This is a genomic window from Catonella morbi ATCC 51271, assembly GCF_000160035.2.
GTDB lineage: Bacteria > Bacillota > Clostridia > Lachnospirales > Lachnospiraceae > Catonella > Catonella morbi.
Genome location: NZ_KI535366.1, coordinates 285,151 through 306,573, shown reverse-complemented (window position 1 = coordinate 306,573; position 21,423 = coordinate 285,151). Strand labels below are relative to the sequence as shown.

The window sequence follows — 21,423 nt, the reverse complement described above, 5'->3', positions numbered from 1 at the left end:
AAAAATATTGTTATCTAAAATTATACAAGCGGAAAACCTTAAATTTATATTTTGGAAAGCTAAGCATGCCAAAAATTATTTTCCTAAACTCTTGATAATATAATTAAAACATGATACAATAAATCGTTGTGTAATTCGGATGGTCCTCTGATGCCTCATAGTGAGCGTGTTAAGAACATCTATGGAAAAGGAGATTAGAAATGAACGAATTAATCAGAGAAATTGAAAAAGAGCAGCTCAAAGCCAACGTAGACGAGTTCAGAGTAGGTGATACCGTTAAGGTTCATGCTAAGGTTAAGGAAGGTCAGAGAGAAAGAATTCAGATCTTCGAAGGAATTGTACTTAAGAGACAGGGCGGCGGAGCAAGAGAGACTTTCACTGTTAGAAAGCTTTCAGGCGGTGTCGGTGTTGAAAGAACCTGGCCGGTACATTCTCCAAACGTTGACAGAATCGAAGTTGTTCGCCATGGTAAGGTAAGAAGAGCTAAACTTACATTCCTTCGCGGCAGAGTAGGTAAGTCAGCTAAGCTTAAAGAAGTATAATAGGTTCCGGATTAAGAGTTTTATTTAAAAGGGGCAACTACTTGCAGTTGTTCCTTTTTTATTGTATCATAGTATAGATATTTACTTGTATCATACAGGTATAAAGTATATGCCTGTATTGTGAACAATCTGAATTTATTTTGGAAGGAAAATTATGTCCGGAAAAGCTTATTTTCATAAAAAGGCAAGAATTAAAACGACGCCTTCTGCAAAAAAAGTAATTAAAGAAATTATTATATGGATATTATTAATAGTAATTACAATATCAGCTTCTTATTTTATAACTACAAATGTATTTGTAAAAACAAGTGTTTCGGGAACTTCAATGGAACCGACGCTTAAAGAGGGGCAGGTTGTTATAGTCAACAAATTAGAATATTATATTAAATCACCTAAAAGAAATGATGTAATTGTATATAAACAGTCTAATAAGGAGCATAGCTATTTTGAAATAAAACGTGTAATAGGTTTGCCCGGGGAAACTGTTAAAATTAAAAACGGTATTGTCTATATAAATGATGAAGCTATTAAAGAAAAGGTAAAAACAGAGGCAATAAGTAATAGCGGACTGGCCGAAGAAGGTGTGAAGCTGGATGACAATGAATATTTTGTATTGGGTGACAACAGAAATGACAGTGAAGACAGCAGGTTTGCCGGTATAGGAAATGTACTTAAAAATGAAATACTTGGCAAGGCAGTTGCCACTGAAAAGCCGTTTTCACTTGTAGACAGCTTAAATTTAGCCGATTAATACAGAAATCAGAATTTGGGAGGGAAAATATGCCCGATTTACATTGGTATCCCGGTCATATGACAAAGGCAGTACGTCAGATGAAAGAGGATATTAAACTAATAGATGTTGTTATAGAGCTTGTAGATGCCCGTATACCTATTAGCTCAAGAAATCCTGATATAGACAGTCTTGCTGCAGGTAAGTCCAGGGTAATAATACTTAATAAGGCGGATATGGCAGACGATAAGGGCACAGATGCCTGGGTTAAATATTTTACGGAAAAGGGACTTATTGCGGTTAAGCTTAACTCCAGGAGCGGAAATGGCATAAAGCAGGTAAAAGATGCTATAGCAAAGGCAGCTGAAGCAAAAATGGCAAGGGATAGGGCAAGAGGTATACTAAACCGCCCTGTAAGAGCTATTGTAGGAGGTATACCAAATGTCGGAAAGTCAACCTTTATCAACTCATTTGCGGGGAGGGCAGTTACAAAGACAGGAAATAAACCGGGTGTTACCAAGGGAAAACAGTGGATAAGACTTAATAAGCAAGTAGAGCTTTTAGACACTCCGGGTATACTTTGGCCTAAATTTGAAGATAAAATTACAGCAGAACACCTTGCGTTTATTGGATCTATTCGTGACGAGGTAATAGAAAAAAGAGAGCTTGCAATTAAATTCGTGGGAGAACTTGAAGAAAACTATAGTGGGCTTTTGGCAGGATATTATGGTTTTGATGATATTGATAAAAACGGAGATGATATAAGTTTCGCCATGCAAATAATTGAGGCTGTGGCAGAAAAAAGAGCATTAATTAAAAAAGGCGGAGAACTTGATACAGATAAGGCGTCTATATTACTTCTTGATGATTTTAAAAATGGAAGACTGGGTAAAATAACTCTCGAAAATGTAGGGGTATGGTCTGATGGATGATAATAAATTTGAGAAGGATAAAGATATAATTGATGACAGTTTGGAATTTTGTGCTGATATCAAAAGATATTATGAAGCCGAAGAATTAGACAGACTGGACTTTGGCGGTTATCTTACCAGAAAAGATAAACCTAAAAAAGATAAAAAAGAACAGGCAGAGCCGATTGTTATCATAAAACAGGATGAAGAAACCGGTTTTAAATTATACAGAAAGATAGTAGTCATAATATTGTTTGCACTGTTATTTACAAGAATAGTCAATGCTTTTATAGTACAGGAGACTATTGTAAACGGTTCGTCCATGTCGCCGACCCTTGAAAGTGCTGATAAGTTACTTATTGATAAAATTTTTTATAAAGTTGGTGATTTAAAACGTTATGATATAATTGTATTCGATTATCATCATTCAAGTGTATATATAAAAAGAATAATAGGTCTGCCCGGAGAGAAGGTTACAATAAGCGAAGGCAAAGTATATATAGATGGAAAGTTATTAAAAGATGATCCGTTATCAGCAGACATTATGAGTTATTCAGGAATGGCCAAAGACGGTATTTCACTTGGTGAAAATGAATATTTTGTGCTCGGTGATAACAGAAATAACAGCTACGACTCGAGATACGAGCAGGTTGGAATTGTAAATAAAAGCAGCATAATCGGAAAGGTGTGGATAAGGATTTCTCCTATCCTAAAGTTTGGGGCAGTAAATTGAAAAAAAATATTTCTGAAATAAGAGATGAATATGCAAACTGTAGTATTCAAAGTTTAGGTGAATTTATAACTTATTATAATTTAGATGAACGAAACGGAGTTAAAAAAATCGTACTTGCTGCGAAGAAAAAGCTGGAAGAATATGATAGTGAAATAAGCCGTATAAGTACAATGTCAAAATTTGAGAGACAGTTTTGCGAAAATGGTTATATCTGCGGTATTGATGAAGTGGGAAGAGGACCGCTTGCCGGCCCGGTGGTTGCTGCAGCGGTAATTTTCCCAAAGGATTTGATTATACCCTATGTAAATGATTCGAAAAAGCTTACTGAGGCAAAAAGAGAGGAACTTTTCAATCATATAATGTGTGAGGCTATAAGTGTCGGTTTTGGAAGTGTGGATAATAGCAGAATAGATGAGATAAATATTCTTCAATCTACATTTGAAGCTATGAGAAAGGCAGTTTCAGAGTTAAATGTAAAACCTGATATCATACTTGTAGATGGTGATAAAAAAATTCCTGAGCTTGATATAAGCCAGCAGGCTATTGTGGGCGGAGATGCTAAAAGTCTTTCTATCGCTGCTGCCAGTATAGTTGCGAAGGTGGTAAGGGACAGGTACATGAAAGAAATGGATATAAAATATCCTATGTACGACTTTGCTTCCAATAAGGGGTATGGTTCTAAAAAGCACTTAACCGGAATAAAAGAGTTCGGAATCTCGCCGATTCATAGAAAGACTTTTGTACACGATACGAAAGGGCTATAAATATGGAAAAGAAAAAAGAAGTAAAAACAGCCGTTGCTCTCGGCTATGATACCGAAAGCGGAGAAGCTCCTTATGTAATTGCTGCGGGCAAGGGAGCTTTGGCAGAAAAGATAATATCTGAATCTAAAAAGAATGATATTCCTCAGTATGAGGATGAAAAACTTGTAAAATCCTTATCACAGTTGGAAATAGGAGAAAATATACCACCGGAGCTTTATGAGGTAGTTGCTCAGGTTCTGCTCTTTGTGGATAAGATGGACAGACTTAAATCAGCGGTTGCTGAAAAGAGAAGATAGGAAGTGGTAGTATAAATAAGAGGTTGTTGGGCAAGGAGAAGGAAGAAAAAGCTGCGGCTTATCTGATTTCCAAAGGTTATAAAATTTTAGAAAAAAATTATCTGAGAAAAACCGGTGAAATAGATATAATAGCGAAAAGTGCTGACGGATATCTGACTGCTGTAGAAGTGAAATACAGAAGCTCAGACAGGTTTGGGAGCCCGTTTAGTGCAGTTACATATATAAAACAGAGGAAAATCTGCAAGACATTGCTTTTTTATATGAGTGAGCATAATATATCACCGGATATAAAGAGCAGGTTTGATGTAATCGGAATTTACGGAGATGGCAGATTGGAGCATTTGGTAAATGCATTTGAAGTTTGTTAACTCCTTGTCAAACAGAAGCTGATGTCTTATACTAAGATTTAAAATAAATTGTTTTGGGGGTGTTTATGAAAGGAATTATTCTTGCCGGAGGTTCAGGCACAAGGCTTTATCCTCTTACCGAGGTTACAAGCAAACAGCTTTTGCCGGTTTATGATAAGCCAATGATATTTTATCCGCTATCAACACTTATGTTAGCGGGAATTAAGGATATTTTGATTATTTCAACTCCGAGAGACCTGCCTAATTTTGAAAAACTGTTAGGTGACGGCTCTGAATACGGAATCAGACTTTCATATAAAATTCAGGAACAGCCTAACGGTCTTGCCGAAGCCTTTATTATAGGTGAAGAATTTATCGGAAAAGACAGTGTAGCAATGATTTTGGGAGATAACATCTTTTATGGCAACGGACTATCTTCAAATTTGAAAAAGGCAGTGGACTTTACTGAAAACGGAGCCGCTGTTTTCGGATATTATGTAGATGATCCTGAGAGATTTGGAATTGTTGAGTTTAATGAAAAAGGTGAAGCAATTTCAATAGAAGAAAAGCCTGAAAAACCTAAATCGAATTATTGTGTCACAGGTCTTTATTTTTATGATAATTCAGTGGTAAAATATGCTAAGTCTCTTATACCTTCCAAGAGAGGTGAGCTCGAAATTACGGATTTAAACAGAATTTATCTTGAAGAAGGCAGGCTGAATGTAATTACCTTAGGAAGAGGTTACGCCTGGCTTGATACCGGTACGGTGGATGCGCTTTCGGATGCAACCGAGTTTGTCAAGGTTATTGAAAAGAGGCAGGGAGTTATGATTTCCGCTATCGAGGAAATTGCCTATAAAAATGGTTGGATAACCAAAGAAAAACTGATCGAAAGTGCAAATAAATATGGTAAATCTTCATACGGGGCACATTTGATGAAGGTAGCACTGGGTAAAATTTTATATTAAGGAGAAAGCAAATGGCAGATACTGATAAGATTGAGAGCATGGATGATTACTTAGATGAACTTGAACAGTCTTTTAAAAGACTCAGAGAAGGTGATTTAGTAAAAGGTCCGGTTATCGGAGTGGGAGAAACAGAGGTAACGGTTGATTTAGGCTCTTATGCAGAGGGAATTGTACCTATAGATGAACTCAGTAATGATCCTAAGTTTTCCATAAAAGCCGACATAGCGGTGGGAGATGTTGTAAATGCTATGGTATTGTCAGCTGATAACGGCTATGGACAGGTGCTTCTATCCATAAAGAGGGCAGACAATATTTTGGCATGGGATTTTTTGGCAGATGCTAAAGAAAGCGGACAGGTTTTTAATGTAAAAATTACAGAGGCTGTAAAAGCAGGTGCTGTTACATACCTTAAGGGAATAAGAGCCTTTATACCGGCTTCGGGACTTGCTTTAGAATATGTTGAAAATACGGAAGATTTTGTAGGAAAGCATATATCAGTCAGGATAATCGAAGTTGATGAAGATGACAAGAAACTTGTTCTTTCGGCTAAAAGTGTACTTAGGGAAGAAGAAGCAAAAAAGACAGAGGAAAAAATGTCTAAGGTAGCTATCGGTACGGTAGTTACGGGAAAAGTTGAAAGACTTGAGAATTATGGTGCTTTTGTGCGGCTTCCTGATGGGCTTTCAGGACTTGTACATATATCTCAGATGTCTGAAAGAAGAATCAAGCATCCTAAGGAAGTTGTCAGTGAAAATGATGAAGTAAAAGTTATGATTACTGATATTAAAGATGGAAAGCTAAGTCTAAGCATGACCAAGGCGGTTGAAAGTGAAGTGGTTGATGACACTGATTCTATACCGGTAGAATACAGTACGGGAGATTCTCCTACCACAAGTTTTGCTGACTTATTAAAAGGAATCAAATTATAGTATCCGGTAGGGGCACAGATCTTGCAGGGTAATATAAATTAGAATTAAAAATAATTTTTATAGAAGGAGTACAATATGAGCAAGGAAAAAGTTGAGAGATATAAGAAGGAAAAAGCAGGAAGAAAAATGAGTCTGAAAAAGGAAAAACGCCTTAAAACAGCAATAACTTTTATATGCATAGTTGCAGCTATAATCGGAGCAGGTTTTGGCGGCTATTATTACGGTAACAAAAATGGATATAATAAAGGCTATACAGAGGCTTTTTCCCTGGCTGCTCAGATATATAGCAGTGCAGCGGCATCAGGAGGAGCAATTTCATCGGGAGCTGCAGTAAATACTGATAATGCTTCAGACAGTGCGGTTAAAACTAAAAATCAATCCGGAAAGTAGTAAAGAATTAAAAGGAGAATGACATGAAGGACAAACTTTATAACGGTTTTAAAAAGCATTATGGCAATCCCGAAGGTGCAGAGCTGTTCTTTTCTCCAGGACGAGTAAATCTTATAGGAGAGCATACAGACTATAACGGAGGGCACGTTTTTCCCTGTGCTCTGACTATGGGAACCTATGCCTTAGTTAAAAAGCGTAATGATAACAAAATGAATTTTATTTCCTTAAACTTTGATAATGCCATGGTTACAACTGTGGAATTACCTGAGCTTTCATATTTAAAAAAGAATGGCTGGGCTAATTATCTTATAGGCGTAGTTTGGGCATTTCTTGGTAAAGGCTATAAGATTGAACAGGGATTTGATCTGGCTATGATAGGCAATATTCCGTCGGGAGCGGGACTTTCCTCTTCGGCTTCTATAGAAGTGCTTATGGGAACGGTGCTTAAATATATGTATAATATTGATGTAGATATGGTTGAAATAGCTAAAATCGGTCAGATTTCAGAAAATCAGTTCAATGGAATGAACTGCGGAATAATGGATCAGTTTGCGGTAGCTATGGGTAAGAAGGATAATGCCATCTTCCTTGATACAGCCGATTTATCTTATGAATATGCACCTGTCAAATTGAAAGATGCAAAAGTACTGATTACTAACAGTCATGTAAAACACAGTCTTGTAGACTCGGCTTATAATGACAGAAGGAATGAGAGTACTGCCGCTCTTAAGGCGCTTCAGACTAAACTTAATATAAACGCTCTCGGTGACTTAACGGAGGAAGAATTTGAAGCAAATAAAGAACTTATTCAGGATGAAATACAGAGGAAAAGAGCTAAGCATGCGGTTTATGAGAATCAGCGTACAATAAAAGCGGTTGCTGCTCTTAAAAATGATGATATTGAGACTTTCGGTAAGCTTATGAATGCCTCTCATGTATCCCTTAGGGATGACTATGAGGTTTCCTGTGCCGAAGTTGACAAACTTGTTGAAATCTCATGGGCTATACCCGGAGTAATAGGCTCCAGAATAACCGGTGGCGGTTTTGGGGGCTGTACAGTAAGTATTGTGAAGAATGATGCGGTAGAGAATTTTAAGAAAGAAGTTCTTTCAAAATATAAAGCCGCAACCGGAATAGATGCTGAAATTTACGAAGCAGAGATAGGCGATGGAGCAGGCAGGGCAGAGTGATGCTTTATTTGCATAATTTTACGGAAGTTTATGAAAAGCAGGATTTTTATAAAAACTTTGATTATAAAATCTTTGAAAATAAAAAGCTGTCGGGAGTAAGGGGCTATATGGATGAGGAGTCCGGAAAGTATCTCCTGGATGAAATTAAAAATACAGGAGAGCTTTCGGCCCTACACTTTCTCGACTCGGGTAATTATCATCATTTAAGCAGGTTATATATTGATTTAATTAAACATCCCTTTAATTTGGTTGTGTATGATAACCATACGGATATGCAGTTTTCAGCCTTTGGAAATATCTTATCCTGTGGTTCCTGGATAGCGGATATATATGAGAATTGTGAGAATGTGCGAAACATAATTATCATAGGTGCAAATGAAAAGTATATAAAAGACTGCGAATTCAAAAATAATGATAAAATCATTTTTGCCTGCAGTATTTTTGATGTAAATATGGCTGAAAATAATCTCCCGATTTATATTTCGGTTGATAAAGATGTGCTTTCTAAGGAAGAATTTGTGTCTGACTGGGATCAGGGAAAGATGTCATTGGCCACTCTTACAGAGGAATTACACTATCTGGCAGGTCATTATAATATAATAGGTGCAGATGTATGCGGTGAGCCGTTTATAGGCGATGATTATAATATTGGTTTAAGTAATAATATAAATAAAGAATTGGCAAATATATTTGTAGATATTTTATATGAAATATGATACAATTAAAGATGTATTCCAAATTAGGGGTATTATTTGTTTTTAGGAGCTTTGATTAGATGAACGAGGACAATAAGAATGATAAAGATAAACGTAGAAAAAGAATACAAAAAATTCGAAAAATAATAATTATACTACTTGTTGTTCTGTTCCTATTACCAACTGTTTTATGTATAATCTTGTTTGCAAAGCTTAGCAAGTTAAATGATGAATTGGACAAACTCAGACAACTTAAAATTGAAAAAATTCTGGTGGCTGGTAAAAGAGCATCAGAAAATACTATGTTCCAATCAATGCTTACTTTTGCTAAGTTTCAGGTCGATAATAGAGAGATACGGACTGTAACTGAAAAGAAAGAGACTATAGTACCGGTAGTAACCGAAAAAAAGAAGGCTTATCTGACCTTTGATGACGGACCCAGCATAAATACTGATAAGGTGCTTAATATACTTGATAAATACAAGATAAAAGCAACTTTTTTTGTAGTAGGAAGAACTGACAGGGAATCTGTAAGAAGATATAGGGAGATAGTTAAAAGAGGCCATAATATTGGGCTTCACTCATTAACACATAACTATAAACAGGTATATGCAAGTCTTGATTCGTTTAAGAAAGATGTATATGCAATCAGAGATATAGTGAAAAAATATACGGGCGTAGATTCAAAAATATATAGATTTCCCGGCGGAAGCAGTAACGCTGTTTCCAAAACCAATATGTATAAAGTAATAAAATGGCTTAAATCTGCCGGTTATGAATACTATGACTGGAACCTGGGAGGAACCGATGCAGCTTGGCCTTCACCTTCTGCAGACGCTATTTACAAAGCGATTGCAAAATATGCGGGAAGTAATACAGATAAGATAGTGCTTTTGCATGATTCAAGAGATAAGGCAAATACGGTAAAAGCCCTGCCCAAAATCATAAAAAAACTAAAAAAGAAGGTTATGTATTTGCAAAAATAGATATTAATACAAAACCTGTTCACCACAAAGTGAATAAGAAATATAAAAAGATAAAGTAATCGGAGGTAAATTATGAGCTTTTTAAAAGATTTGAAGGACGACATCGGAAGTGCTATGGATGACTTTGAAAATGACGACAATCAGATGGTGGACACTTTAAGTGAAAAAGGTTCTGACAGTTTTGATGAGTTCAATCTTTCAGAAGAAGATGCACTTGGCGTGGATGAAGAAATGATTGAAAAAATGGAAGATGAGGACAGCTTTAATTTTGCAACCGAGGAAACTACTGCAGAAGAGCCTGTATTGGAACAGAGTGAAATACTTACTGAAGAAGCTACGGAGACAGTACCTGTTACGGAGAATAATCTCTATACAGGTAACATCGGAGCAGATACGGTTACGGTTGAGAGTAATTCAGCTCTTCCTACCGAGGCAGCTGCAGAAACTACAGTTATTTCTAAAGGTACAGTTATAAACGGAAGCATAATATCAGATGGTTCTCTTGATGTATTTGGTACAGTGAACGGAGATATAAGCTGTATCGGTAAGCTTTCCATATCGGGTGTTGTTAAAGGTAAGTCTTCAGCTGCTGAAGTTTACTTGCATACTGACAGGCTTGACGGCGGAATTACAAGCAAGGGTTGTGTAAAGATTGCACCGGGTACTGTAGTAATCGGTGATATAGCTGCTTCTTCCTGTGTGGTTGCAGGTGCGGTCAAGGGTAATCTGGATGTAAACGGTCCTGTAGTAATTGATTCTACAGCTGTAATTAAGGGTAATGTAAGCTCTAAAGGAATTCAGATTAATAGCGGAGCTGTTATTGACGGTTTCTGTGCACTTCCTTATGCATCTGTTGATATTGATTCTTTCTTTGAAGAAGAGGTTTAAATCTAATGGAAAAATATAAAAGAGTATTGCTTAAGCTTTCAGGAGAAGCACTTGCAGGAGACAAGAAAACGGGTTTTGATGAAGAAACCTGTATAAGAGTTGCAAAGCAGGTAAAAGAGCTTGCAGATAACGGAATCCAGGTAGGTGTGGTTATAGGCGGCGGTAATTTTTGGAGAGGCCGTACCGGCAATACCATAGACAGAACAAAGGCTGATCAGATAGGCATGCTTGCTACAGTAATGAACTGTATCTATGTATCTGATATTTTCAGATATGTAGGAATGAAAACTTCCATACTCACACCTTTTGAATGCGGCAATATGACGAAGTTGTATTCAAAGGACAGAGCTCTTAAATATTTTGAAAAAGGTATTGTGGTATTTTTTGCGGGAGGAACAGGACATCCGTATTTTTCTACAGATACCGGGGCTGTGCTTCGAGCAGTTGAAACAGAGGCAGATACTATTTTACTCGCGAAAGCCATAGACGGTGTTTATGACAGCGATCCTAAGGATAATCCGTCTGCTAAAAAATATGATGAAATTTCTATTGAAGAAGTACTTGATAAAAAATTGGCTGTTATTGATTTGACTGCAACTATTATGTGCTATGAGAATAAAATGCCTATGCAGGTATTTGGATTAAATAAGGAAAATAGTATAATAGACGCTGCAAACGGTATAAATAACGGTACCAGAGTTACTGTTTAATGTAAGAAGTAAATATTTAATATATAATATTGTTGAATTTTAGAGGAGGTTTACTTATGTCAGAGGCTACAAAACTATATGAAGACAAAATGAATAAAACTATCAATAATCTTAATGAGGAATATATTACAATAAGAGCCGGAAGAGCCAATCCGCACATCCTTGACAAAATAAAGGTAGATTATTACGGACAGCCTTCTCCGCTTCAGTCTGTAGCTAATATATCAGTTCCGGAGGCAAGAATAATACAGATTCAGCCTTGGGAAGCCGGTCTTATAAAGGCTATTGAAAAAGAAATAAATATGGCTAATCTGGGTGTAGTTCCTAATAACGACGGAAAGTCAATCAGGCTTGTATTTCCTGAACTTACAGAGGAAAGACGTAAGGAACTTTCCAAGGATATAAAGAAGAAGGCTGAACAGGCTAAGATTGCTATCAGAAATATAAGAAGAGATGCGGTTGAACACTTCAAAAAACAGCAAAAAGCAAACGAGATTACAGAGGATGATCTTAAAGATCTTGAAGATGAAATTCAGAAGATAACCGATAAGTTTTCGGATGAGATTGAAAAAATGACCGAAGACAAGACAAAGGAAATAATGACTGTATAATGATTAAAATGGGGGTTCGGTTAAGCCGCACCCTCTTTTTGGGATAATATATGAATACAAATGAAAAAATTCCTACACATGTAGCTATAATCCTTGACGGAAACGGAAGGTGGGCTAAGAAGCGCGGACTTCCGCGTAATTTTGGACATCTGAAAGGCTGTGATAATGTTGAGCCTGTCTGCAAGGCTGCTTTTAATATTGGTATAAAATATGTAACAATGTATGCTTTTTCTACCGAGAACTGGAAACGCCCGCAAGCTGAGGTGGATGAGCTGATGAAACTGCTTGCAAAGTATATGAAGGATGCTATGAAGCTCTCTGTTAAGAATAATATGAGGGTTAGAATTATAGGTGATAAAACAGGGCTGTCAGATGAGTTAAACAAGCTAATAACCGAGCTTGAAGAACTGTCGGGGGATTTTACGGGGCTTCAACTGCAGATAGCTGTAAACTATGGCGGAAGGGATGATATAAGAAGAGCATTCAAAAATATTATCCTGGAAGCTGATAAATCAGGAAAGACTTATAATGAACTGGCAGACAGCCTGACAGAAGAAGTTATCAGTAAGAACTTAGATACTGCCGATATTCCGGATCCGGATTTAATGATAAGGACAAGCGGAGAACAACGTCTTTCCAATTATTTGATTTGGCAACTTGCCTATGCTGAGTATTTTTTTACAGATACATTATGGCCTGATTTCGGTAAAAAAGATTTAGAAGAAGCCATTGAATTCTACAGTGGTAGAGACAGAAGATTTGGCGGGCTTAAGAAAGGATGAAAAATGTTTCTAACTAGACTTATTAGTGGAATTCTGCTTTTGGCATTTACATTTGTAACAATGTTTTTTGGGGGACAGCTCTTGCTTATTACTCTGTTTATGATATCTTTAATCGGATTATATGAGCTTTATAAGGTGATGAAATTTGAAAATACTCCGCTGGCCTGTGTAGGCTATTTAGGGGCTTTTGCCTGGTATTTGAATATAGATACCAAGCCTAATGCAATCCTTGATATTAAAGTTCCTGAACTGATGATATTTTCTATAGTAGTAGTGGCGGCATTGTTGGTTTTTGTAGTCAAATATCCGAAGTACTCTGCAAATCAGCTTTTCAGTACTATTTTTGGTATATTTTATATACCGGTTATGATATCATTTATTTTTAAAACACGGGAAACCATTGCATTCGGTCGGTGGCTTGCCTGGATGGTGTATGTGAGTTCCTGGGGGTCTGATACCTGTGCTTATGCAGTTGGAAGGCTCTTTGGCAGGCATAAACTCGCCCCTAATTTAAGTCCTAAAAAATCGGTAGAAGGCTCTGTTGGAGGGATAATTGGTTCAGCTCTCATAGGAGTTATCTTTGGGCTGATAATGAGTAACTTTACGGGAAAATCAGAAAACCTGATTATAATTTTTGCTGTAATAGGCGGTCTTGGTTCTGTTATTTCACAGATAGGCGACCTTGCCGCTTCCGGAATAAAAAGAAATTATGATATAAAGGATTATGGACACCTTATCCCGGGGCATGGAGGCATACTTGACAGGTATGACAGCATTATAATCACTGCACCTATAGTTTATTTTCTCTCACTTTATCTGGTAGGAAGGATATAATGAAAAATATAGCCATTTTAGGTTCTACAGGCTCTATCGGAACGCAGACACTCGATATAGTTAGACTTAATGAAGACATGAAAGTTTCGGTACTTACTGCTTATAAAAATATTAATTTAATCTTTAAACAAATTTTAGAATTTTGTCCAAAATTAGTATGTATTTTTGGTATAATAGAAGCTGCTGAACTTAAGGAGAGACTTGAAACTGCTTATTCAGAAGGAAAGCTAAAGTCTGTACCTGAGATTGTGACAGGTATGGAAGGACTTATACAGGCTGCTTCCTATCCCGATTCTGACATTGTTGTAACAGCTGTTGTAGGAATGCTCGGAATTCGCCCTACCATAGCTGCCATAAATGCAAAGAAGGATATTGCTCTTGCCAATAAAGAAACCTTAGTCTGTGCAGGTCATATCATAATGAAGCTTGCAAAGGAAAAAGGAGTAAACATCTATCCGGTAGACAGTGAGCATAGTGCTATTTTTCAGTGTCTGCAGGGCAAGGCAGATAATAAAATAAAAAAATTGCTGCTTACTGCTTCGGGAGGCCCGTTTTTACATACACCTAAAGAAGAACTTAAAAATGTTACCCTTGAATCTGCTCTAAAACATCCTAACTGGGCTATGGGAGCTAAGGTTACCATAGATTCTTCAACTATGGTAAATAAGGGACTGGAGGTTTGTGAGGCAAGATGGCTCTTTGATACTGAGCCTGATAAAATTGAGGTGGTTATCCAGCCGCAGAGTATAGTGCATTCGGCAGTGGAATTTGAGGATGGAAGTGTAATAGCTCAAATGGGAGTACCTGATATGAAGCTTCCTATATCTTATGCTCTTACCTATCCGGAAAGAAGATTTGTTTCGGATAATTATCTGGATTTATTCAGTATTTCAAAGCTTGATTTTATCAAGCCGGACTTAGATAAGTTCAGAGGACTTAAGCTTGCTTTTACTGCCATAACTGAGGGAGGTAGCCTACCTACGGTATTTAACGCGGCTAATGAGGTAGCTGTTGCATTATTTATACAGAAAAAAATCAGATATTTAGATATCGTTAATATTATAGAAGAAAACTTAAACAAACACAAAAAGATAGATTATCCTGATGTAGATACGATTGAGGGCATACAGCGGGAGATTCTTGAAAGTGTTAAAACTATTATGTAAGGTTGGTGAAGAATTTTGAATATTTTTTGGGCACTTGTAATATTTTCTCTTGTTGTAATTATTCATGAATTTGGTCATTATATTTTTGCCAGGAAAGGCGGAATAACAGTAAATGAATTCTCTTTGGGGATGGGTCCCAGACTTTTTTCATTTGATGCGGCAGGCACAAAATGGTCTGTAAAGCTGCTTCCTATAGGCGGCTCCTGTATGATGGAAGGAGAGGATGAAGCCAGTGATGATGAAGGGGCTTTTGCCAACAAGTCTGTCTGGGTAAGAATCTGGACTGTGTTTGGAGGACCTTTATTTAACTTTATTTTAGCATTTGTACTGTCGCTTTTTGTAATCGGTTCAGTCGGTGTAGACAAAAGTAATATAGTAAGTGTTACAAACGGTTACCCTGCTGAACAGGCGGGACTTCGTGCCGGTGATGTAATTACTAAAATTAATGGCACCAATATAAATATAGGCAGAGAGGTTTCAAGTTATTTTGTATTCCATCCTTTATCAGATGAGAATGTTAAGATAGAGGTAAAAAGAGGAGATGAAAAACTCAGCTTTGATGTAAAGCCACAGGAAAAGGAAAGATTTTATCTTGGTTTTGGTTATAATCCGGGAGACGGAGAGGCTGTTATAGACAGTGTGACTGAGGATGGTGCACTAAAAGCGGCAGGAGCCAAGGCGGGAGATGTGATTACTGCTGTAAATGGGACTGCCATAAGTTCAGGTAATGCTCTTAATAATTACTTTACAGAAAATCCGCTGGACGGTAAAGAAACTAAGATTACTCTTAAAAGGGCTGAGACAGGTAATATAGAAGAAATATCAGTAACACCTAAGAGTGCGGGTAGCTCCTATACCTTAGGTATGGTAAGCAATACGGCAAGAGAAAAAGTCGGCATTGGCGGAACTCTTTATTATGCATTAAATGAGACAAAATATGTGGTTGTTACAACTGTAGAATCACTTAAGATGATGGTAACGGGAAGAGTTAAAGCTAAAGATATAGCAGGACCGGTGGGTATTGTTAATATGATAGGCAATTCCTATGAGCAGAGCAAGAATGAAGGAATAATGGTAATACTTTTAAGTATGGCAAGTATAAGTATACTTATTTCAGCCAACCTGGGAGTTATGAACCTGCTTCCTATACCTGCCCTGGACGGAGGAAGACTTGTATTTCTCATCATAGAGGCAGTCAGAGGCAAGCCTATCGATCCGGACAAAGAAGGAAAGGTACATTTTGCGGGTTTTGTACTGCTTATGATACTTATGGTAGTTATATTATTCAATGATATTCTTAGAATTATAGGGTAAATTATGGAAAACAATATCAAGACTACAAGAGTAGTAAAGATTGGAGACAGGGTTATCGGTGGCGGTAATCCTGTTTTAATACAGTCTATGACAAATACCAAGACTCAGGATGTAAAGTCTACTGTAGCTCAGATAAAGGAACTTGAAAAAGCAGGCTGTGACATTATAAGATGCGCGGTTCCTGATATGAAAGCAGCCCTTGCATTTAAAGATATAAAAAAGGCTATAAACATTCCGTTGGTGGCAGATATTCATTTTGATTACCGCCTTGCCATAGCTGCTATGGAAAACGGAGCCGATAAAATAAGGATAAATCCCGGTAATATCGGTTCGGAGGAAAAACTTAGGGCTGTAATTGATGTAGCAAAGAAGTACCGGGTGCCGATAAGGGTTGGTGTAAACAGTGGTTCTCTTGAAAAAGAAATACTTGAAAAATACGGTACTGTTACAAGTGAAGCCCTGGTTGAAAGTGCTTTAAACAATGCAAAATTAATCGAAGATATGGATTATCATAATCTGGTAATCAGTATTAAATCTTCCAATGTAATGGAATGTATCAAGGCTCACGAACTGATTGCCACACGCACAGACATACCTTTACATGTAGGAATTACAGAATCGGGTTCACTGATATCCGGAAATATCAAGTCAAGCGTGGGACTCGGAATTATACTTTATCAGGGAATAGGCGATACCGTAAGAGTTTCTCTCACAGGCAATCCTGTTGAAGAAATAAAGTCTGCAAAGATGATATTAAAGGCTTTGGGCCTTAGAAAAGGCGGAGCAGAAATAGTTTCCTGTCCTACCTGTGGCAGAACTGATATCGACCTTATCGGACTTGAGGAAAAAGTAAATAAGCTTCTTGAAGATTATATGGATTTAGATATTAAAGTTGCGGTTATGGGATGTGTTGTAAACGGCCCGGGAGAGGCAAGGGAAGCAGATTTAGGCATCTGCGGCGGTAAAAATGCCGGCCTTATAATTAAAAAAGGGGAGATAATAAAAAGACTTCCCGAGTCTGAACTTTTAATGGGACTTAAGGAAGAACTTGATATTTTGAAAGCTGAGAAAGGAAAGTAATATGGATTTTCATGAGGCTTTTAGTGACCTTGTAATTAATGAGGAACTTGAAAGGGCTTTTAATGATACTTCAGTTGAAAAAGTTGTTGTTTCAAAAATGAGGGGTGAAATAACGGTAATATTATCTGGTATTACTCCTGTAAGCAGAAGTCATATTATTTCTATGCAGAATGTGCTAAAGAAGCAGATATTTACTTCTAAAGAACAGACTGTACTGATTGAAGAGAGGTATGATTTATCAGATTTTTCAATTAAACATATTTTTGAAAAAAATAAAACCAATATTCTTGAAGAATTAAATGAACAGGGAAAGATTTACTATAATATACTGAACAACAGTGAAATTGATTTTGATGAAACAACTGTTTATATAGAGAGTGAAGATAATTTCATTATCAGAGAGAAACTTGAAAACATATCAGACTGGATGAAGCTTGTTTTTCTAAAGAGATTTAATAAAGAAATAAATATCAAGTTAAAATTTAAGGAATCACAGAAATCCGCTAAAGAAGATAAGGATGTTTATACTATTGAAGAAATACTTGAGAGCAGGCCAAAGCCGGAACAGGCATCATTATCTAAGACTGAAAAGAAGCAGGAATTTAAGAGTAACGGGAAAAAATCCTACAAATCCGATGGATTTTATAAGAAAAAGGTCCAATCAAATGATCCGAGCATGATCTACGGAAGGAATTTTGAAGGTTCTTCCGTAAAGCTAAAGGATATAACAGAGCCGCAAAAGGATTTGATCGTAAAAGGGAAAATTGTAAGTTTAGAAGATAAAGAAACTAAGACCGGTAAAATTATCTTAGCTTTTACAATTACGGATTTTACGGACAGTATAACCTGTAAAATATGGACTGATCCGGAAAATAAAGAAGAATTAAAGAAAAAACTTGCACCGGGCAGTTTTATTAAAATAAATGCAGATGCACAGGACGATACCTATGCGGGAGAACTTACCTTAGGTTTTGCAAACGGAATAAAGGAAATTCCTGATTTTACCGTTAAACGTATGGACAACAGCGAGAAAAAGAGGGTAGAGCTTCATCTTCATACTAATATGAGTGAGATGGATGCAGTTATTGATCCGGGAAATCTTCTTAAAACACTTTCAGAATGGGGACATAGTGCAGTCGCTCTGACCGATCATGGAGTGGTACAGGGTTTTACCAATGCTCTTCATGCAAAGGCTAAGCTTAAAATGAAGGATTTTAAGCTTATATACGGGGTAGAAGGTTATCTTGTAAATGATATGACTCCTGCTGTAAGGATGGATAAGGGGCAGAAGCTTACTGACCCGGCTGTTGTTTTTGATATAGAGACTACAGGTTTTGGACCTAAAAACTGCAGAATTATAGAAATTGGCGCTGTAAAGGTTATGGGGGGCAAGGTTATAGATAAATTTTCAGCTTTTGTCAATCCCAAACAAAGTATTCCGGAGGAAATAACCAAGCTTACAAGCATCACACAGGATATGGTTATAAATGAGCCTGAAATAGATGTAATTCTTCCGGCATTTTTGGAGTTTTGTAAGGGATGTTTTCTGGTAGCACATAATGCATCCTTTGATACAAGCTTTATTTTTGAAAATATGAAAAGGCTTGGTCTAAATGAAGACTTTACCATAGCCGATACAGTGACAATATCCAGAGTTCTTCTTCCGGGACTTAAGAATTATAAGCTTGACACTGTGGCAGAAAGACTTGGGATTACACTTGAACATCACCATAGGGCGGTAGATGATGCAGGCTGTACTGCTGAAATTTATATTAAACTCTGTGAACTGGCTGTTACAAAATACGGAAATGAACTCTTAGGTAATTTTAATACTAATGAGGGATTTTGCTGTGATACCATTAAAAAAATGGGAACTGACCATATCATCATTTTAGCCAAAAATGACATCGGACGTATAAATTTATATAAATTAGTTTCATTGTCGCACTTAGAGTATTTCCAAAGAAGACCGAGAATTCCCAAGAGTCTGCTTATGGCGAACAGGGAAGGCTTGATTATTGGCTCAGCCTGTGAAGCAGGAGAGTTGTACCAGGCTGTTTTACGCCGTCATGGAGAGGATGAGTTGGCGGCTATTGCTGACTTCTATGATTACTTTGAAATTCAGCCGCTTGATAATAACGGCTTTATGATTGAAAGTGACAGGGTTCCTGATATTACAAGTGAAGAGGACTTAAGAGAAATCAACAGAAAGATAGTTGAACTTGGCGAAAAATTTAACAAGCCGGTAGTGGCAACCTGTGATGCTCATTTTCTAAATCCTGAGGATGAGATTTACAGAAAATATCTTCTCTGGTCAAAGGGAATGAAGGATGCAGACAGACCTTTGCCGCTATATCTTAGGACTACAGAGGAGATGCTTGAGGAATTTGCTTATTTAGGCAAGGAAAAGGCAGAAGAGGTAGTTATAACCAATACCAATCTTATTGCCGATATGATAGAAAATATTTCACCTGTTCGCCCTGATAAATGTGCTCCGATTATTGAAAATTCAGATGCTGAGCTAAGAAGAATCTGCTATGACAAGGCACATGAGATATATGGAGATGATTTGCCTAAAAAGGTAGTGGACAGGCTTGAACATGAATTAAATTCCATTATTTCAAACGGATTTGCAGTTATGTACATAATTGCGCAAAAATTAGTTTGGAAATCAAATGAAGATGGCTATTTGGTAGGCTCCAGAGGCTCGGTAGGTTCTTCCTTTGTGGCATTTTTGTCGGGAATCACAGAGGTTAATTCTCTTTCGGCACATTATTATTGTGAGCACTGTCATTATGTTGATTTTGATTCAGATGAAGTAAAGAGTTTTTCAGGTAAAAGCGGTTGTGACATGCCTGATAAAAACTGTCCTGTGTGCGGGAAACCTCTTATAAAAGACGGACATGACATCCCTTTTGAAACCTTCCTCGGCTTTAACGGAGATAAGGAGCCGGATATAGACCTTAACTTTTCGGGTGAATATCAGGCAAAGGCACATGCCTACACTGAAGTAATCTTTGGTGAAGGACAGACTTTCAGAGCCGGTACTATCGGCGGAGTTGCTGATAAAACAGCCTACGGATATGTATTAAAGTATAATGAAGAGCATGACAATATTGTTATGAGAAGATCTGAAATAGAAAGAGTTTCAGCAGGTTGTATAGGTGTAAGGCGAACTACGGGACAGCATCCCGGGGGCATAGTTGTACTTCCGTTGGGAGAGAATATTAATTCATTTACTCCGGTACAGCACCCGGCAAATAAGATGGATACACCTATTATAACCACTCATTTTGATTATCATTCAATCGACCACAATCTTTTGAAGTTAGACATACTGGGACACGACGATCCGACTATGATAAGGATGCTTGAAGATTTGACGGGAGTAGTGGCAAGAGAAATTAGATTTGATGATGAGAAAGTTCTTTCATTATTTAACAGTCTTGATTCTTTAGATTTAAAGGCTGAAGATTTGGACGGATATGACCTTGGAAGCTTAGGGTTGCCTGAGCTTGGAACAGACTTCGTTATGCAGATGCTCAGAGATACTAAACCTAAGTGTTTTTCAGACTTGGTTAGAATTTCGGGACTTTCACATGGAACTGATGTATGGACAGGTAATACACAGACACTTATAGCTGAAAACAAGTGTGAATTGTCAACTGCAATCTGCACCAGAGATGATATTATGATTTATCTTATAGATATGGGGCTTGAGCCCGGACATGCCTTTAAGATAATGGAGAGCGTGCGTAAAGGAAAGGGACTGACACCGGAATGGGAGCAGGAAATGCTTGAGCATAATGTGCCTGACTGGTATATATGGTCTTGTAAGAAAATTAAATATATGTTCCCTAAGGCTCACGCCGTGGCATACATTATGATGGCTTTGAGAATCGCGTATTTTAAAGTGCATTATCCGCTTGCATATTATTCAGCGTATTTCAGCATAAGGGCAAAGGCTTTCGATTATGGCTTGTTCTGCTTTGGTAAAGAAAAACTGTTAAATGTTATTAAAGAAATTAAAAAAATGGAAAAATACCAAAGAAAAAAGACAGATGAGGATACTTTGGGAGATGCGTATATTGTGCTTGAAATGTATGCAAGAGGCTTTGAATTTATGCCAATTGACATATATAAGGCAAAACCAAAGCATTTCCGGATTATTGACGGTAAGATAATGCCTGCTCTGGTTACTATTGAGGGGCTGGGAGACAAGGCTGCCTACGCCTTATATGAGGCTGCTAAAAAAGGAAAATTCCTTTCTAAAGATGATTTAAAACAACGCGCCAAAGGTACTACTCAAACTGCCTTAGACAAAATGACTGAGCTCGGTATTATAGCTGACCTTCCAAACTCAAGCCAGATTTCATTATTTGATATGATTTAATATGATACAAGTGTCAAAAGTATAAAAATTCGATGCAAGCTTGCTTGCAAGAGAATTTATTATCTTTTGACACGCAAAAAATATGAGTAAGTAGCCATTTTTTGCAAAAAAATGAGCGGATTACGAATATTTTGCAAGGACCCGGAGAGGTGAAGCCGAAGCAA

The 21,423-nt window shown here is 37.2% G+C and carries 22 protein-coding genes; all 22 read left to right on the top strand.

Translation table 11 applies throughout. From position 1 onward, the window contains the following. The first annotated feature begins 200 nt into the window (after positions 1–200). The 22 genes from rplS (at position 201) to GCWU000282_RS01320 (ending at position 21,259) form a co-directional block, all read left to right on the top strand. A complete protein-coding gene (rplS, locus tag GCWU000282_RS01425) occupies positions 201–542 on the top strand; it encodes a 50S ribosomal protein L19 (RefSeq protein WP_023353196.1) in 342 nt (113 codons plus the stop codon). Between the two features lie 154 nt (positions 543–696). Beyond that, on the top strand, positions 697–1,293 hold the full coding sequence (gene lepB, locus GCWU000282_RS01420) for a signal peptidase I (RefSeq protein ID WP_023353195.1): 597 nt from the start codon (positions 697–699) through the stop codon (positions 1,291–1,293). 29 nt (positions 1,294–1,322) lie between these two features. Next, on the top strand, positions 1,323–2,204 hold the full coding sequence (gene ylqF, locus GCWU000282_RS01415; RefSeq protein ID WP_023353194.1) for a ribosome biogenesis GTPase YlqF: 882 nt from the start codon (positions 1,323–1,325) through the stop codon (positions 2,202–2,204). Then, a complete protein-coding gene (gene lepB / locus GCWU000282_RS01410) occupies positions 2,197–2,916 on the top strand; it encodes a signal peptidase I (RefSeq protein WP_023353193.1) in 720 nt (239 codons plus the stop codon). The genes ylqF and lepB (GCWU000282_RS01410) overlap by 8 nt, the downstream gene beginning before the upstream one ends. Next, entirely contained in the window at positions 2,913–3,680 is a 768-nt protein-coding gene (locus tag GCWU000282_RS01405) for a ribonuclease HII (RefSeq protein ID WP_023353192.1), read from the top strand. Before lepB (GCWU000282_RS01410) ends, GCWU000282_RS01405 begins: the two co-directional genes overlap by 4 nt. Before the next feature lie 2 nt (positions 3,681–3,682). Continuing rightward, entirely contained in the window at positions 3,683–3,976 is a 294-nt protein-coding gene (locus GCWU000282_RS01400; RefSeq protein ID WP_023353191.1) for an EscU/YscU/HrcU family type III secretion system export apparatus switch protein, read from the top strand. After that, positions 3,973–4,344, top strand: a complete 372-nt coding sequence (locus GCWU000282_RS01395; RefSeq protein WP_330365795.1) for a YraN family protein — start codon at positions 3,973–3,975, stop codon at positions 4,342–4,344. Before GCWU000282_RS01400 ends, GCWU000282_RS01395 begins: the two co-directional genes overlap by 4 nt. Positions 4,345–4,409: 65 nt before the next feature. Continuing rightward, positions 4,410–5,291, top strand: a complete 882-nt coding sequence (gene rfbA, locus GCWU000282_RS01390) for a glucose-1-phosphate thymidylyltransferase RfbA (RefSeq protein WP_023353189.1) — start codon at positions 4,410–4,412, stop codon at positions 5,289–5,291. 11 nt (positions 5,292–5,302) lie between these two features. Next, on the top strand, positions 5,303–6,220 hold the full coding sequence (locus GCWU000282_RS01385) for a S1 RNA-binding domain-containing protein (protein WP_023353188.1): 918 nt from the start codon (positions 5,303–5,305) through the stop codon (positions 6,218–6,220). Between the two features lie 75 nt (positions 6,221–6,295). After that, a complete protein-coding gene (locus GCWU000282_RS01380; RefSeq protein WP_023353187.1) occupies positions 6,296–6,610 on the top strand; it encodes a hypothetical protein in 315 nt (104 codons plus the stop codon). 23 nt (positions 6,611–6,633) lie between these two features. After that, positions 6,634–7,800, top strand: coding sequence for a galactokinase (locus tag GCWU000282_RS01375; protein WP_023353186.1), 1,167 nt, complete (start codon positions 6,634–6,636; stop codon positions 7,798–7,800). Further along, on the top strand, positions 7,800–8,516 hold the full coding sequence (locus GCWU000282_RS01370; protein WP_023353185.1) for an arginase family protein: 717 nt from the start codon (positions 7,800–7,802) through the stop codon (positions 8,514–8,516). The genes GCWU000282_RS01375 and GCWU000282_RS01370 overlap by 1 nt, the downstream gene beginning before the upstream one ends. Positions 8,517–8,575: 59 nt before the next feature. Then, positions 8,576–9,481, top strand: coding sequence for a polysaccharide deacetylase family protein (locus GCWU000282_RS01365; RefSeq protein ID WP_023353184.1), 906 nt, complete (start codon positions 8,576–8,578; stop codon positions 9,479–9,481). A gap of 72 nt (positions 9,482–9,553) precedes the next feature. After that, entirely contained in the window at positions 9,554–10,369 is an 816-nt protein-coding gene (locus GCWU000282_RS15690; protein ID WP_023353183.1) for a bactofilin family protein, read from the top strand. Between the two features lie 5 nt (positions 10,370–10,374). After that, positions 10,375–11,079 carry a UMP kinase gene (gene pyrH, locus GCWU000282_RS01355; protein ID WP_023353182.1) on the top strand — a complete coding sequence of 235 codons (705 nt, stop codon included), beginning with the start codon at positions 10,375–10,377 and terminating at the stop codon, positions 11,077–11,079. A 56-nt stretch (positions 11,080–11,135) separates the two neighbouring features. Continuing rightward, positions 11,136–11,690 carry a ribosome recycling factor gene (gene frr / locus GCWU000282_RS01350; RefSeq protein ID WP_023353181.1) on the top strand — a complete coding sequence of 185 codons (555 nt, stop codon included), beginning with the start codon at positions 11,136–11,138 and terminating at the stop codon, positions 11,688–11,690. 50 nt (positions 11,691–11,740) lie between these two features. Continuing rightward, the gene (gene uppS, locus GCWU000282_RS01345) at positions 11,741–12,472 is read left to right on the top strand and encodes a polyprenyl diphosphate synthase (RefSeq protein ID WP_023353180.1); all 732 of its coding nucleotides are present in this window, start codon (positions 11,741–11,743) and stop codon (positions 12,470–12,472) included. Between the two features lie 3 nt (positions 12,473–12,475). After that, positions 12,476–13,306 carry a phosphatidate cytidylyltransferase gene (locus GCWU000282_RS01340; protein ID WP_023353179.1) on the top strand — a complete coding sequence of 277 codons (831 nt, stop codon included), beginning with the start codon at positions 12,476–12,478 and terminating at the stop codon, positions 13,304–13,306. Next, on the top strand, positions 13,306–14,472 hold the full coding sequence (dxr, locus tag GCWU000282_RS01335; protein ID WP_023353178.1) for a 1-deoxy-D-xylulose-5-phosphate reductoisomerase: 1,167 nt from the start codon (positions 13,306–13,308) through the stop codon (positions 14,470–14,472). Before GCWU000282_RS01340 ends, dxr begins: the two co-directional genes overlap by 1 nt. Before the next feature lie 15 nt (positions 14,473–14,487). Further along, on the top strand, positions 14,488–15,786 hold the full coding sequence (gene rseP / locus GCWU000282_RS01330; RefSeq protein WP_023353177.1) for an RIP metalloprotease RseP: 1,299 nt from the start codon (positions 14,488–14,490) through the stop codon (positions 15,784–15,786). Positions 15,787–15,789: 3 nt separating this feature from the next. Continuing rightward, positions 15,790–16,866, top strand: coding sequence for a flavodoxin-dependent (E)-4-hydroxy-3-methylbut-2-enyl-diphosphate synthase (ispG, locus tag GCWU000282_RS01325; protein ID WP_023353176.1), 1,077 nt, complete (start codon positions 15,790–15,792; stop codon positions 16,864–16,866). Between the two features lies 1 nt (position 16,867). Then, entirely contained in the window at positions 16,868–21,259 is a 4,392-nt protein-coding gene (locus GCWU000282_RS01320) for a PolC-type DNA polymerase III (RefSeq protein ID WP_023353175.1), read from the top strand. Positions 21,260–21,423 lie beyond the last annotated feature (164 nt).